The organism is Pseudonocardia sp. P-1, assembly GCF_058111925.1.
Map to the genome: position 1 here is coordinate 2,275,204 of NZ_CM176614.1, position 12,445 is coordinate 2,287,648.

At 74.1% G+C, this 12,445-nt stretch carries 18 protein-coding genes and 1 tRNA gene; 10 read left to right on the forward strand and 9 right to left on the reverse strand.

All coding sequences use genetic code 11. The features are described from left to right. Positions 1-152: 152 nt before the first annotated feature. Positions 153-377, forward strand: a complete 225-nt coding sequence (locus AC0GKK_RS10945; protein ID WP_062400338.1) for a hypothetical protein — start codon at positions 153-155, stop codon at positions 375-377. A 26-nt stretch (positions 378-403) separates the two neighbouring features. Here the strand turns inward: AC0GKK_RS10945 and AC0GKK_RS10950 are convergent, their stop codons facing one another. After that, complete coding sequence (locus AC0GKK_RS10950) at positions 404-619, reverse strand: hypothetical protein (protein ID WP_489883735.1); 216 nt, start codon at positions 617-619, stop codon at positions 404-406. A 329-nt stretch (positions 620-948) separates the two neighbouring features. Here AC0GKK_RS10950 and AC0GKK_RS10955 point away from each other — a divergent pair, with 329 nt between their 5' ends. Further along, entirely contained in the window at positions 949-1,107 is a 159-nt protein-coding gene (locus AC0GKK_RS10955) for a DUF397 domain-containing protein (protein WP_489883736.1), read from the forward strand. A gap of 7 nt (positions 1,108-1,114) precedes the next feature. On the opposite strand, the gene AC0GKK_RS10960 is transcribed toward AC0GKK_RS10955, so the two are convergent. Then, positions 1,115-2,164, reverse strand: a complete 1,050-nt coding sequence (locus AC0GKK_RS10960; protein ID WP_482636586.1) for an NAD(P)H-dependent flavin oxidoreductase — start codon at positions 2,162-2,164, stop codon at positions 1,115-1,117. A gap of 102 nt (positions 2,165-2,266) precedes the next feature. On the opposite strand from AC0GKK_RS10960, the gene prcB reads away from it, so the two are divergent. Beyond that, a complete protein-coding gene (prcB, locus tag AC0GKK_RS10965; RefSeq protein WP_489883737.1) occupies positions 2,267-3,058 on the forward strand; it encodes a proteasome subunit beta in 792 nt (263 codons plus the stop codon). Positions 3,059-3,067: 9 nt separating this feature from the next. Here the strand turns inward: prcB and AC0GKK_RS10970 are convergent, their stop codons facing one another. Continuing rightward, the gene (locus tag AC0GKK_RS10970; RefSeq protein ID WP_489883738.1) at positions 3,068-3,625 is read right to left on the reverse strand and encodes a GrpB family protein; all 558 of its coding nucleotides are present in this window, start codon (positions 3,623-3,625) and stop codon (positions 3,068-3,070) included. Positions 3,626-3,654: 29 nt separating this feature from the next. Between AC0GKK_RS10970 and AC0GKK_RS10975 the strand changes: the two genes are divergently transcribed. Next, positions 3,655-4,008, forward strand: coding sequence for a bleomycin resistance protein (locus AC0GKK_RS10975; protein WP_224403517.1), 354 nt, complete (start codon positions 3,655-3,657; stop codon positions 4,006-4,008). Positions 4,009-4,013: 5 nt separating this feature from the next. Here AC0GKK_RS10975 and AC0GKK_RS10980 read toward each other — a convergent pair whose 3' ends face one another. Then, positions 4,014-4,220, reverse strand: a complete 207-nt coding sequence (locus AC0GKK_RS10980) for a hypothetical protein (RefSeq protein WP_208818810.1) — start codon at positions 4,218-4,220, stop codon at positions 4,014-4,016. An 85-nt stretch (positions 4,221-4,305) separates the two neighbouring features. On the opposite strand from AC0GKK_RS10980, the gene AC0GKK_RS10985 reads away from it, so the two are divergent. The 4 genes from AC0GKK_RS10985 (at position 4,306) to AC0GKK_RS11000 (ending at position 6,438) form a co-directional block, all read left to right on the forward strand. Then, entirely contained in the window at positions 4,306-4,905 is a 600-nt protein-coding gene (locus tag AC0GKK_RS10985) for a TetR/AcrR family transcriptional regulator (RefSeq protein ID WP_405419316.1), read from the forward strand. An 8-nt stretch (positions 4,906-4,913) separates the two neighbouring features. Continuing rightward, complete coding sequence (locus AC0GKK_RS10990; protein WP_489883739.1) at positions 4,914-5,408, forward strand: hypothetical protein; 495 nt, start codon at positions 4,914-4,916, stop codon at positions 5,406-5,408. Positions 5,409-5,591: 183 nt separating this feature from the next. Next, positions 5,592-6,089 (forward strand): putative immunity protein, encoded by a 498-nt coding sequence (locus tag AC0GKK_RS10995; protein ID WP_489883740.1) that lies wholly within the window; start codon positions 5,592-5,594, stop codon positions 6,087-6,089. A gap of 64 nt (positions 6,090-6,153) precedes the next feature. Further along, complete coding sequence (locus tag AC0GKK_RS11000; protein WP_208818807.1) at positions 6,154-6,438, forward strand: putative quinol monooxygenase; 285 nt, start codon at positions 6,154-6,156, stop codon at positions 6,436-6,438. A gap of 163 nt (positions 6,439-6,601) precedes the next feature. On the opposite strand, the gene AC0GKK_RS11005 is transcribed toward AC0GKK_RS11000, so the two are convergent. Together AC0GKK_RS11005 and AC0GKK_RS11010 are read right to left on the reverse strand one after the other, a co-directional pair. Further along, positions 6,602-7,156: a dihydrofolate reductase family protein gene (locus tag AC0GKK_RS11005; RefSeq protein ID WP_208818806.1), complete on the reverse strand. Its 555-nt coding sequence runs from the start codon at positions 7,154-7,156 to the stop codon at positions 6,602-6,604. Positions 7,157-7,161: 5 nt separating this feature from the next. Continuing rightward, positions 7,162-7,800, reverse strand: coding sequence for a dihydrofolate reductase family protein (locus AC0GKK_RS11010; protein WP_489883741.1), 639 nt, complete (start codon positions 7,798-7,800; stop codon positions 7,162-7,164). A 170-nt stretch (positions 7,801-7,970) separates the two neighbouring features. On the opposite strand from AC0GKK_RS11010, the gene AC0GKK_RS11015 reads away from it, so the two are divergent. Beyond that, on the forward strand, positions 7,971-9,536 hold the full coding sequence (locus tag AC0GKK_RS11015; RefSeq protein WP_489883742.1) for a PP2C family protein-serine/threonine phosphatase: 1,566 nt from the start codon (positions 7,971-7,973) through the stop codon (positions 9,534-9,536). Positions 9,537-9,770: 234 nt separating this feature from the next. Here AC0GKK_RS11015 and AC0GKK_RS11020 read toward each other — a convergent pair whose 3' ends face one another. The 3 genes from AC0GKK_RS11020 to AC0GKK_RS11030 form a co-directional block, all read right to left on the reverse strand. After that, positions 9,771-10,070 (reverse strand): DUF1905 domain-containing protein, encoded by a 300-nt coding sequence (locus tag AC0GKK_RS11020; protein ID WP_346108009.1) that lies wholly within the window; start codon positions 10,068-10,070, stop codon positions 9,771-9,773. A 215-nt stretch (positions 10,071-10,285) separates the two neighbouring features. Then, complete coding sequence (locus tag AC0GKK_RS11025) at positions 10,286-10,810, reverse strand: hypothetical protein (protein WP_482636579.1); 525 nt, start codon at positions 10,808-10,810, stop codon at positions 10,286-10,288. A 605-nt stretch (positions 10,811-11,415) separates the two neighbouring features. Beyond that, a tRNA-Leu gene (locus tag AC0GKK_RS11030) sits at positions 11,416-11,489 on the reverse strand. 33 nt (positions 11,490-11,522) lie between these two features. Here AC0GKK_RS11030 and AC0GKK_RS11035 point away from each other — a divergent pair. Further along, the gene (locus AC0GKK_RS11035) at positions 11,523-12,341 is read left to right on the forward strand and encodes a class I SAM-dependent methyltransferase (protein WP_489883743.1); all 819 of its coding nucleotides are present in this window, start codon (positions 11,523-11,525) and stop codon (positions 12,339-12,341) included. The last annotated feature ends 104 nt before the right edge of the window (positions 12,342-12,445 follow it).

Below are 12,445 nucleotides of genomic sequence, written 5' to 3' on the forward strand. Positions count from 1 at the left end.
CAGCCGGACCCACCCTCGCGTCGTACAAAGATCCCGTGGCGGGTCGGTCACGGGCCGTCACCTCGCAGCGGGCGCACCCGGGCGGGCCGCACTACTGTCGGCGCCTCCGGCGACGACACCTCCGCCGCCCCCAGTGAAAGGACGGTCCGGACATGTGGGCCCTGCTCTCCCGGCACCTGCGCGTATGGCTGCTCCTGGCGGTCGGTGCACCGCTGCTGGCCTGGCTCCTGGGCAAGATCGGCGACGCCGTCGAGCGCCGCCGCGGCCCCAACACCCTCAGCAAGCTGACCCGCTCGGGCCGCCGCTACCTGGAGCGGCGCACCCGGGGACCGCTGCGCCGCCACGAGCAGACCGACCCGGAGCGGCTCGCCCGCTGACGGGTCCCGCTCCGGTACCGGACGACTCAGGCCGACAGTACCCGGCGCAGGCCCCAGCCGCGCCGGCGGGCGGGGCGCCGCGACGTCACCTCCGCCGGTGGCGTCGGGTCGAGCTCCACGCAGCGGCCGCACGGGGTCCCGGCGACGTCGATCAGCGGGGCCGGGGACACCAGGTGGCCACACAGGGCCGCGTACCGGCCGGTCCGCATCGAGTGCGGTGCGCAGAGTTCCGAGTCGGTCACCTTGTGTGCACGACCGTCGAGAACGGACGTCACCGTCAGGACATCGGGTCCGCCGGCCTCGTTCATCCGTCCGGCGGTCACGACGACAGCCACCCGGCGGCAGATCCGTGCGTCGACCGGCGCATTCACGGGCCCCCTCAGCGTGTCGGTGATTCCATCGTCACGGATGACACGTGCGGATGCAAGATCGCTTGCACAGTCTTTCGACACTCTCCGCAGTCAAACGGACGCAGCGGACACACCCGGAGGTCCCCATGCCCCACCCGAACGGCACGCGCGCAGCAGATCTCGGCCCCGTGACGTGGCGCCGCCCCGCCGGCGGGCGGAACGTGGAATTCGCCGTACTGGACGACGGCCAGGTCGCGGTCCGCAACGCCCGCGACCCCGACGGCCCGGTGCTCGTCTACACCCCGGCCGAGATCTCCGCATTCGTCGACGGTGCCAAGAAGGGCGAGTTCGACGACATGGTCGACCCCTTCCGCGACTGAGCCGGGCTCACGGCAGCAGCGGGTCCGCCTCGCGCCACAGCCGGGCGACGACCTCGGACGCCGGGTCGGTCGTCGCACGTCCGGCGGCCTGCCCGGCCCAGTGGTTGACCCGGTCGACCGCGCCGGGCTCGCCCGCGCGGTAGCGGGCCACCAGGCGTCGCTGATGGGGGTAGGGCGCCGGGGCCGGGGCGCCCGGCACGGTCCAGGCGCGGACGTAGTCGGTGGCGATGCCGCGGGCCAGCCGGCCGGTGTAGGCACGGGTCGTCGTCGTGCCGGTGGGGTCGAGGCCGTCGAGCCGCGCGGACCAGCCGTCGTCGATCCCGGCCTCGGGGCAGCGCAGCAGCGCCGTCCCCACCTGCACCGCGCTCGCGCCGAGGGTGAGCGCGGCGGCCAGGGCCCGGCCGTCGCCGATCGCGCCGGCGGCGACCACCGGGACACCGACGGCGTCGGCCACCCACGGGACGAGCGCGAGCAGCCCGACCGAGACGGCCTCGGCGTCGGCGGGGTCGGTGGTCCCGCGGTGCCCGCCGGCCTCCATGCCCTGCACGACGACGGCGTCCGCCCCCGCCCGCTCCGCCGCGAGGGCCTCGGCGCGGGTCGTGACCGTCGCGAACCAGGCGCAGCCCGCACCGTGCACCGCGGCGACCTGCTCGGCCGTGAACAGGCCCATGATCGTCGAGACGACCGCGGGCCGGGCGGCCAGGACGGCGGCGAGCTGGTCGGAGAACGACGGTCCGGGGCCGCCGGCCGGTGCGGGTGTGCCGCCCAGGGTGTCGAGGTAGGCGGTCTGCAGGCCCACGTCGTCGTCGGCGGGCGGGTCGGGGATCCACAGGTTGAGCTGGAACGGCGCGGTCCCGGCGAGCGCGCGGAAGCGGGCGGCCCAGTCGGCGATCGCCTCCGGGGTGTCGTTCACGACGCCCGCGGCACCCATGCCGCCCGCCGCGGCCACCGCGGCCGCCAGCTCCGGTGGGCAGGCCCCGGCCATCGGGGCCTCCAGGACGGGCACCCGCAGCCCGTGGCGTGTGCAGAAGGACTCGGCCCGGCTCCGTGCGCTCACCGCACTGAGTGTGCCATTCCACCGCGGGTGGACCGGGGCGCCGCGGCCGGGAAGGATCGGCCCCGTCCCCGCCCCGCAGTGCGAAGGAGCCCGCTCCCCCTCATGACCGGCCCCTCGTTCCTCGAGCAGCTGCGTGCCCACGCCCCGGAGCTGCTGCCCTCGCACCTCCCGCGCGACCCCGCCCAGCGGGTCCCCGCCGACCTGGACGTCCCGCACGGCACCACGATCATCGCCCTGACCTGGGCCGACGGTGTCCTGCTCGCCGGAGACCGGCGCGCCACCTCCGGCAACCTCATCGCCCAGAAGGACCTGGTGAAGGTCGTCGGCATCGACGACACCTCCGCCGCCGGGTTCGCCGGGTCGGTCGGGCACGCGCTGCAGATGCTGAAGATGTTCGCGGCCGAGGTGGAGCAGTACGAGAAGGTCGAGGGCGCGCCGATCAGCCAGGACGGCAAGGTCCGCAGGCTGTCGAGCATCGTGCGGGAGAACCTGGGCGCGGCGATGCAGGGCTTCGTCGCGCTCCCGCTGTTCGTCGGCTACGACCCGGCAGACCCCGACCCGGTCCGCATCGTCACCTACGACCCGACCGGCAGCATCAAGCGCGCCCGGTCCGGCTACGTCGGCATCGGGTCCGGCTCGCAGTTCGCCGAGGCGTCGCTGAAGAAGCGGCACGATCCGGGCGTCGACCGGGCCGGCGCGATCGCGCTCGCGGTCAACGCGCTGTGGGACGCCGCCGACGACGACACCGCCACCGCGGGCCCCGACCTCACCCGGGCGATCTTCCCGAACCTGATCACGGTGACCGCCGACGGCGTCGAGGAGATCGGCGTCGACGAGGTCCGGGCGGCGACCGAGCGGATGCTCACCGAGCGGGCGGAGCGTCCCGGCGGCTGATCCGGCGGGTCAGGGCCGGGGCGGGCCGCCGGCCCGGCCGATGATCTCCTCGACGACCGGCCCCTTGGCGTCGGCGTAGAGGTTCATGTCGGCCCACTCCCGTCCGGCGAGGCCGCGCTTGTGCGCCTCGTAGCGCGCCCGGTCCTCGTCGTGGGCGCGGAGCCGGTCGCGGAACACCAGGTAGCGGGTGATCTCCGGGCTGCCCTGTGCGTAGCAGTGCAGGTTCACCGGCAGGTCCCCGACGGCGCCGCGCAGGCAGCGGTGCCCGGGCTCGCGGACCCGCAGGTCGTAGCCGTCGGCGAGCAGGTCGGACAGGTAGGCCGCCTCGTCGTCGGGATCGTCGAGCTCCACGACGACGTCGATCACCGGCTTCGCCGCGAGCCCCGGCACCGCGGTGGATCCGATGTGCTCGATCCGGTGGGCCCGCTCCCCCAGCGCCGCACGCAGCCGGGCCGCCGCCGCGTCGAAGGCGGCGGGCCAGGCCGGGTCGGGCTCGGCGAGCTCGACGACGACCGGACGCATCCCGTGCACGAGTGCCCGGTTCAGCTCGTCGTGGCGTCTGGTCACGGCGGCGAGCATGCGGGCAGACTGCCTCGGTGTCCACGCTGCGCTCGGTCGCCCCGGTCTTCGCCACCACCGATCTCGACCGGTGGCTGGACCACTACCGGGCGCTCGGGTTCACCGTCGAGCGCTACGACGACGGTTACGGCTTCGCCGTCCTCGGCGGCGTCGAGCTGCACGTCTCGGTGCTGCCCGACCACGACCCGGCCCGCACCGCGGGTTGCGCCTACCTGCACGTCGACGACGCGGACGCGCTCCACACCCGCTGGTCCGCCGTGCCCGGCGGGCGCGAGGTGGCGCCGGTCGACACCTCCTACGGGCTGCGCGAGGGCGCGCACCACGACCCGGACAACAACCTGCTGCGCTACGGCTCGCCGCGGCAGGACTGACCGGGTCAGCCCGCCTTCTCCCGCCGGTCGGCCACCACGACCACGACCGCGGTGACCACGAGCAGGACCGCGGGGTAGGCCCACGGCAGCGGCGGCGCGTCGCCGACCACGAAGGACCACAGGCCGATCCGGCCGGTGACCAGGTACTGCAGCAGCGGGATCACGCCGAGGACCACCCCGAGGAACCCGGCGACGTTCTGTGCCGTCTTCACATGCCCTCCCCAGATTGCAATGCACTCGCATTGCAACAGAGCGCGGCGCGAGTTGTCAATGCGACCGCATTGCTACGGTGGCGTCGTGCCCCGCTCCGTCGACCACGACACCCGACGCTCCGAGATCGCCGACGCCGTGCTCGCGCTCGTCGCACGGTCGGGCACCGAGGCGGTCTCGCTGCGCTCGGTCGCAGCCGAGGCCGGCATCTCGATGGGCCGCGTCCAGCACTACTTCGCCAGCAAGGACGCACTGCTGCTGCACGCCCTGGACCGGTCGCACCGGCGAATGGAGGAGCGGATCGAGGCCAGGGCCCGGGCAGTGGGCGGCGGCGACCGGACCGTCCTCGCGACGATCCTCGACGAGCTGCTCGGCGAGCACCCGCGGACCCGCGACGCGCTGCGCATCCATGCCGCCTTCGCCACCCGCGAGGTCGACGAGCGCGCGCGGGCGATCCTCACCGACGGCGACGACGAGATCCGCGCGCTCGCCGTCCGGGTCGTCGCCGACGCCGGATCGGCCGACCCCGACACCGACGCGCACGCCCTGCTCGCCCTGACCGGGGGGCTCAGCGCGGAGGTCGCGCTGCACGGCGCCCCCGTCGACCGCGCCCGGCGGACCCTGACCGCGATGCTCGACCGGCTCGCCCCCGCCACGGCGCGCGGACCGGCCGGCGACCCGGAATGATCCGGGCGGTGCGCCCCTGGTTCCCGCTCCTCGCCGGTTCGGTGTTCTACGCGTTCGCCCTGGTGTGGGCGGCCGGTGAGCTCCCCGAGCACGGGGTGCCGCTGCACTTCGACCCCACGGGCGCGCCGACCGCGTTCGGCAGCCGCGCCTGGTTCCTGACGCTCGGCACGCTGTTCGGGCTGCTCGTCGCCGGGATCGGCGCCGGGCTCTACCGCCTCGTCGCGACCGGCTCGCTGGCGCGGGTGTCGGTGCCGCACCGCGACTACTGGATGCGGCCCCAGCGGGTCGGGCGGCTGCGCCGCATGCTCGCCGAGGACATGGGCCGGACCTTCGGCGCGACCCTGTTCCTGCTCACCGTGGTCCCGGTGACGGCGGTGTACGCCACCCGCACCGATCCGCCACGGCTGCCGGTCGGACCGCTCTGGGTGGTGCTGGCGCTGCTGGTCGCCGGGATCGTCGGGTACTGCCTCTACCTGGCGCGCTACCGGTACCGCCCGGCCTGAGCGCCCGTGATCACCGCGTCGGTGACGGGCCGGCGCAGGACGTTGCGCAGCTTCTCCGGGGCCGTCCGGCGGGGACGCCGAGGTGGATCTCGTGGTGGCGGCCGGTCATGCGCAGCCCGGTTCCACCGTCGTCGGCCCGAGCCCGTCCTGGCGGAGGTGCGCGCGGTACGGGAAGGTGCTGCGATGGCACGGATCGGACCGGGGGACGTCACCCTCACCATGGCCGACCTGCGCGTCGTGACCCGGTTCGCCGCGGAGTGCGCCGCCGAGGCCCTCCCCCTGTTCGACGCGCCCGGCGACGGCCGCCCCCGCGCGGCGCTCGCCGCGGCGTGGGCCTTCGCCGACGGCGCCGAGCGGTCGCGGCTGCAGCGGGTGACCGCCGTCGACGCGGCGCGGGCGGCGAAGGACGCCCACACCCCGGCCGGCAGGCACGCCGCGCTGGCCGCCGCCGACGCCGCCGCGTCCGCCTACCTGCACCCACTGGCGAAGGCACCCAGGTCGGGCACATCCTGCGCGCGGCCGCCCACGCCGCGCACGCCGTCGAGCTGGCCGACGGTGACGCCCCCCGCAGCGGCGACGCGCAGCTCGACCGTGCCCGGCGGCGCGCGACACCGGAGCTGGTCGACGTCCTGTGCCGCTACCCGCGCGCGGCGGCCGGGCGCAGCCGCGTCGCCGCGCTGACCACCGCGCTGGACGACGCGCTGCGCGACCGATGAGTCCGGGGCCGCGCTGCGGTCTCTCCTGCATGCTGATCGTCGCGGGCCACCTGCTCACCGACCCTGCCGACCGGGACGCCCTCGTCGCCGAGGGGACGCGGGCGGTCGCGCTCGCGCGCTCGGCGCCGGGCTGTCTGGACTTCGCCCTGACCGCGGACACCCTGGACCCGGCGCGGGTGAACGTCTTCGAGCGCTGGGCGTCGGAGGAGGAGCTGCTCGCGTTCCGCGGCTCCGGGCCGGACGGGGACACCGCGGCCCGGATCCTGGGCGCGGACGTGCGGCGCTATGCCATCTCCTCGGTCGGCGACGCCTGACGCCCAGGCGCCGCGGGCGCCCCGGCGGGTGCGTCCTTCGGCGAACGCCTCCGGCCGCCCGACGGGCACGAGGTGCCCGGCGCCGTCGACGGTCCCGATGTGCGGTCCGGGGCGACGGCGGCGGCGCGGCGGCGCAGGTCGGCGTACCACGCGATGCTCCGGGTCAGCGGACGCGCTGGTAGCGCAGGTGCACGGTCCCGCCGTCGAACACGCGCTGCTCCACCAGCCGCAGCCGCAGGTCCGCGCCGAGCGGCAGGTACCGCTTCCCGCCGCCGAGGACGACCGGCACCACCCGCGGGCGGAACTCGTCGATCAGATCCAGCAGCGACGCGGCCAGCCCGGGCCCGCCCACGGCCAGCTCTCCGTCGGTCTCCTCCTTCAGCCGGGCCACCTCCTCCAGGGCGTCGGCGCGGCGGACGAGACGGCACCCGGGCGCGACGGAGGTCAGCGAGTCGGAGAACACCACCCGCGGGATCGCGGTGTAGAGCTGCGCGAACTCCGCCTCCACCGGGTGGCCGTCGGCCCGCTCGGGGGCGGTCCAGAAGTCCTCCATGACGTCGTAGAGGTTGCGGCCGAACAGGAACACCGACGTCGCCCGGGTCTGGTCGTTGGACAGGCGGTGCACCTCCTCGTCGGGGTCGCCGAAGGCGATGCTGCCGGCGGGGTCCTCGACAAAGCCGTCGAGGGACATGCTCATGGAGTAGCTGAGGAAACCCACGGGCGTCAGACCTTCCGGTTCCAGAACTGGTGGATGCGCCCACTCGGCGAGGCGACCGACTCGACCGTGAACCGGTCCTCGACGCCGGTCAGTCCCTCCCACGGGGACACCCCACGCCCCAGCACGATCGGCAGGATCACCACGTGCATGACGTCGACGAGGTCGGCGTCGAGGAACTGCCGGATCGTCGAGGGTCCCCCACCGAGTCGCACGTCGAGGTCGCCCGCGGCCTCCTGCGCGACCGTCAGCACCTCCTGCGCCGACCCGTCGACGAAGTGGAAGCTCGTCCCGTTCGCGAACTCGATCGGCGGCCGCGGGTGGTGGGTCATGACGAACACCGGGGTGTGGAACGGGGGCTCGTCGTCCCACCAGCCCCGCCAGCCGTCGTCGGTCCAGGGTCCGGTCTGCGGGCCGAACTTGCGCCGCCCCAGGATCTCGGCGCCGACGCCCTGGGCCCACGTGCTGGTCAGGGCGCGGTCCAGGGTGACGGGGGCGTCCACCCCGCCGATCCCGTGGATGAACCGCCCGTCGAACCCGGCGAAGAGCCGTCCGGCGTCGCCGATCGGGGCGTCGAGGGCCACGTGGTCGCCGGCGGCGTAGCCGTCGAGCGAGATGAACAGGTTGTGCACCCGGGTGCGGGGCATGGGGCCTCCTCGGTGAACACGCGGACCGCGTCACGACGGTGGACCGCAGGGGGCGGCGGAACTCATCGGTCGACGCGGGGTACGGCTGCCGGCCGGCGTCGTCCGGGGCCGGTTCGTCGTCGAGGCGGGGCGCGGTCCGGCACGGGCCGACGCCCGGAAGGGAGCGCATCGTGGACACCGTCGTGGCCGGACCGGCCGAGCAGCACCGCGTCCTCGACGAGCTGCTCACCCCGTCGACGCCGGACCGGTCGTCGCGGCTGGAGCGGGAGACCGTGCGCGTGACGGACCCGGCCGTCCTACGCTGTGCCATCGGAGGGCCCCGCACCGATCTCGCGGGCGGGGGTCGGTCCGCCGGGTCGTGGACCGGCCGACCACGTGGCCAGGAGGCGGTTGTGGGCGAGGCGGTCGTCGGCGGGCTGACCCAGGCGGGCGGGTACCCGGACGCCGAGCGGGCCGTGTGCGACCGGGCGCGGCTGCTGGCACTGGCCAGGACCGGGCTCGGTCCGGCGGCCGACCCCGAGATGGACCGCATCGCGGAATGGGTGCGCCGCGCGCTCGGTGTGCCGACGGCGCTGGTGTCGCTGGTCCAGGTCGACCGACAGGTCTTCCCGGGGATGGTCGGCCTGCCGGAGCCAGCTGCCGCCGAGCGGGCGACGCCGCTGACGCATTCGTTCTGCCAGCACGTCGTCGCGTCGGCGCAGCCGTTGGTGATCCGCGACGCCCGCGCGCATCCGCTCGTGTGGGACAACCTCGCGATCCCGGATCTCGGCGTCGTCGCCTATGCGGGTGTCCCCCTGACCGACGAGCGGGGCAGGGTCCTCGGCTCGCTGTGCGCGATCGACGGGCGACCGCGCGACTGGTCCGACGACGACCTCGCCACGCTGCACGACATCGCCCGCTCCTGTTCGGCCGAGCTCCGGCTGCGGCTGGCCCGGTACGACGCCGGTATCGAGGCCGGGCGCCGCGACCTGGTCGAGCAGTGGCAGCAACAGGTCGTCCGCGAGCTGCAGGCGGCCATGCTGACCGTCCTGCCCACCATCGACGGGTTGTCGATGGCCGCCCGCTACCGGCCCGCGGACTCGCGCCTGAACGTGGGGGGCGACTGGTACGACGCGATCGCGCTTCGCGGTGCCCGCGACCGGGACGGTCAGGCGGTGGCCGTCTCGGTCGGTGATGTGATCGGGCACGACCTCCCGGCGGTCACGCTCATGGGGCAGGTCCGGTGGATGCTGCGCCAAGCGGCGTGGGACCACTCGGCGGGGCCTCCGACGGCGGTCTTCGGCACCTTCGAAGCCGCCAACCGGGGGATCGGCCCGGGCGCCGCGGGCACCGCGGTGGTGGCCCACATGCACCGCCCGCCGGGCGCCCCGTGGGTGGTGCGCTGGACCAACGCGGGGCACCCCGCTCCCCTCCTGCTGCGGCCCGACGGCCGGACCGAGCTCCTGGCCGACCACGACGCCCTGTTCGGTTTCGCGATCACCGACGGGCTCGCGCGCACCGACCACGAGCTGGTCGTGGAACCGGGATCGACGCTGTTCCTCTACAGCGACGGACTGGTGGAGCGCCCCGGTTCCGACATCGACGAGACGACCCGGGCTCTGGTCGCGCTCCTCGACGGTGTCCGCGACGACGGACCGGAGGCCGTCGTCACCGCGGCGATGGAGTCGCTGCCCGAGAACACCCACGACGACGTCGTCGCCTTCGCCGTGCACTTCCACGCGGATCCGCCCGGATGAGGGTGGAGCCCGTGACCCTGCCGGGCGCTCGGAAGCCGATCGCGACGAACACGCCGGGAACGACGGCGAGAACGAGGTCGCGGACCAGCTCCACGACCACGGTCGCGCCCGCCGAGCGGCAGGGCCCGGCGCCGGCCGGGAGGAGGCCCGCCGGCCGGGACCTGGGTACGGCGTGGGGGACGCTGCCGAGCACGAACGCCGCGACCACCGCACCGAGCGTGGCGAGGACGGAGCTCAGTGACGGCCCAGGCGCTCGTCGAGATGGACGGTGACGGTGTCCCCGGTCTGCTTGCCGATCGTCGTCCGCACCGCAGCGGTCACGGGCAGCTTGTGCGTCCCGTCGCCGAGCGCCATGAAGGAACTCCGGAACGGGTGGCCGTCGATCGTGCCCCGGACCTTGACCGGTCCGCGGGTGCCGAAGAACTCGGCCGACCAGTCGGTGCGCAGGTAGACCCACCCGCCCGGTGCGTCGCTCTTCTCGAGCGTGGCGGTGAACGTGTGGTCGAGGGCCTGGGAGGCGACGGGATCGCTCATCGGGTTCTCCTTGTCGGACGGATGTCCACGGGTCGGCCGACCTGGACAACGAGGGAGACCGGCACGGGGCCGGGGAATCATCGACGGCGAAGCCGTGGCGACACCGCAGGCACCACCCCTGCGGCCGGCGCCACGGACAGTCGGTCCGCCGGGGCCGACCGGCTCGCCGTCCCGCCTCGAGGGTCACGAGCGGGCATGCACCACCCCTCCGGGAATCACTGACACGCCACGGTGACGGACTGATTCGTCCCGGTGTTCAGATTGACGTCCGGAACGTATCCGGTCTCCGTGCGGTACCAGAGCGTGCTTCCGACGTTCTGTGAGTTCACGACGTACTCACCCTGCACGCTGCAGAAGAGGTTGATCGATACACCGGAGTTGACCTGCCCCACGGTCGGCGCGGTCGACAACGGATCCGAATAGATGAGAGCACCGTGTCCGGCCGGAACGAGAACGCTCGCGACGAACGGAGCGGGCGCGGCCGACACGCTCGGCTCCGGAGGAGGCCCGGGATAGCTCGACCGAGGTTCTGCTTGGGGAATCTTCGAACCGATGTCGGCCAGACCGAGGACGAGCGCCAGCAGGAGAAGAACCGAGCCGACGGCGAAACAGGCCACTCGCGGACCGCGCCCCACCGTCGGCATGACGGAACCCGAGAACGTGAAACCACCACCTATCAGCCCGACCAGCAGGAGAACGACACCCGCTCCCCCCATCACGACCGACAGCGTCCCGGTCATCGGTTCTCCCTGTTCAGATCCGCCACCGGATTCCCGGCGCCGCCAGGTCGGCCTGAAGCAGATTCCGCGCTCTCCGTCGTGCCGAGTTGTCGTCCAGGTCGGTGACACGTCCGACCGGGGGTCGGGAAGGCGCCGGCCTGCGTTACAGGGCGAGCGGTGGAGCGACACCTCCGACCTCCCGGACACACTCCCGCCCCGCCCCTGGTCCTGGCGGCGGTGTTCGCCGGAGTAGTGCGGACCGGGCACGCACGAGCCGCGACGAGGTGGACCCACCGCTGACTCGGCGTCCGTACGGTCCCCGGCGCACCGCCGTGCCGACACGGCTCGACGCGGTCGGCCCCGTCGACGCCGGTCGCCGAGCGGGCCGGGCACGGCGTCGTCGTCCAGCTGCAGATCCACGCCACGTGCATCTCCGGCCAGGAGGACGCGGCCCGCCAGCGGATCGCCGATGCTTCGGGGAGCCCGGCCGTGGCAGATACTTCGACACGTATTCGACACAGCCACCCGGTGGGCACCGGTTCCCGCCGGTCACAGCCAGACGGCCGCCTCACGGCCTCGACGGGCGAACACGCTGGTCAGGGGCGTAACGTCGCGGTCGGAACGGGTGCCCCCGGTGGGAGTCGAACCCACACCGGTGACCCTTTTAAGGGGCCTGCCTCTGCCGTTGGGCTACGGGGGCGCCGCGACAGCGTAGCCAGGGCGGGAAGGACTCATGCCGAGCACCGAGAAGGTCGACCTCCGGGGCGCCGCGGCGACCCTGCTGATGACCCTCTACATGCGACGCCTGGACGCCCGGTCCCGCCGCCCGATCCTGGGCGACCCGTGGGCGGAGCCCGTCTGGGACCGCATCGACCACGACGTCCACGGCCTCTGGCAGTTCACCGGAGACGTCTCGACCATCGTGTGCCGCGCCGCGATCCTCGACGGCTGGACACGGGAGTTCCTCTCCACCGAGCCCGCCGGGCAGGTCCTGCACCTGGGCTGCGGGCTGGACAGCAGGCCGTTGCGGGTCGGGGTGCCCTCGACGTGCCGCTGGGTCGACGTCGACCAGCCCGAGGTGATGGAGGTCCGACGCCGGCTCTACGACCTCCCCGACAGCATCGAGCAGGTCTCCGGCTCCGTCACCGACGACGACTGGTGGCCCGCCGTCGACCCGACGCTGCCGACGCTCGTCGTCGCCGAGGGACTGTTCATGTACGTCCCGGCCGAGGCCGTGCACGCCACCGTCGACCGGGTCGTGGCCGGACCCCCCGCGGCGACGCTGGCGTTCGACGCCGTCGCCCCGTGGACGGTGCGTGCCTCGCGGTGGACGCCGACGTTCCGCGCCGTCGGTACCGAGTTCCGGTGGTCGTGGAATCCCGCGGAGTTCGCGCACCGGCACCCGTCGCTGACCGAGCGCGACGACATCTCGATCTACGACGAGGTGTCCCTGCGTGAGCCGCGGGTGTGGCTGCGCCCGCTGTTGTCGGCGGCCGGACACCTCCCCGCCATGCAGGACGCGATGCGCCTGCACCGCTTCACCACCGGCTGAGCCCCGGGACCGGGACGCCCGCCGAGATGCAGCTCAGCGGGCGGCGCCCCGTACCGGAACCCCGCTGAGCTGCATCTCGGCGACGGCAGCGGCGGCGACGATGT

Coding starts and splice junctions, on each gene's coding strand:
- AC0GKK_RS11035 (WP_489883743.1), top strand. CDS start 11,523: ATGCCGAGCACCGAGAAGGTCGACCTCCGGGGCGCCGCGGCGACCCTG.
- prcB (WP_489883737.1), top strand. CDS start 2,267: ATGACCGGCCCCTCGTTCCTCGAGCAGCTGCGTGCCCACGCCCCGGAG.
- AC0GKK_RS11010 (WP_489883741.1), bottom strand. CDS start 7,800: ATGCCCCGCACCCGGGTGCACAACCTGTTCATCTCGCTCGACGGCTAC.
- AC0GKK_RS11020 (WP_346108009.1), bottom strand. CDS start 10,070: ATGAGCGATCCCGTCGCCTCCCAGGCCCTCGACCACACGTTCACCGCC.
- AC0GKK_RS11025 (WP_482636579.1), bottom strand. CDS start 10,810: ATGACCGGGACGCTGTCGGTCGTGATGGGGGGAGCGGGTGTCGTTCTC.
- AC0GKK_RS10995 (WP_489883740.1), top strand. CDS start 5,592: ATGGCACGGATCGGACCGGGGGACGTCACCCTCACCATGGCCGACCTG.
- AC0GKK_RS10945 (WP_062400338.1), top strand. CDS start 153: ATGTGGGCCCTGCTCTCCCGGCACCTGCGCGTATGGCTGCTCCTGGCG.
- AC0GKK_RS11000 (WP_208818807.1), top strand. CDS start 6,154: ATGCTGATCGTCGCGGGCCACCTGCTCACCGACCCTGCCGACCGGGAC.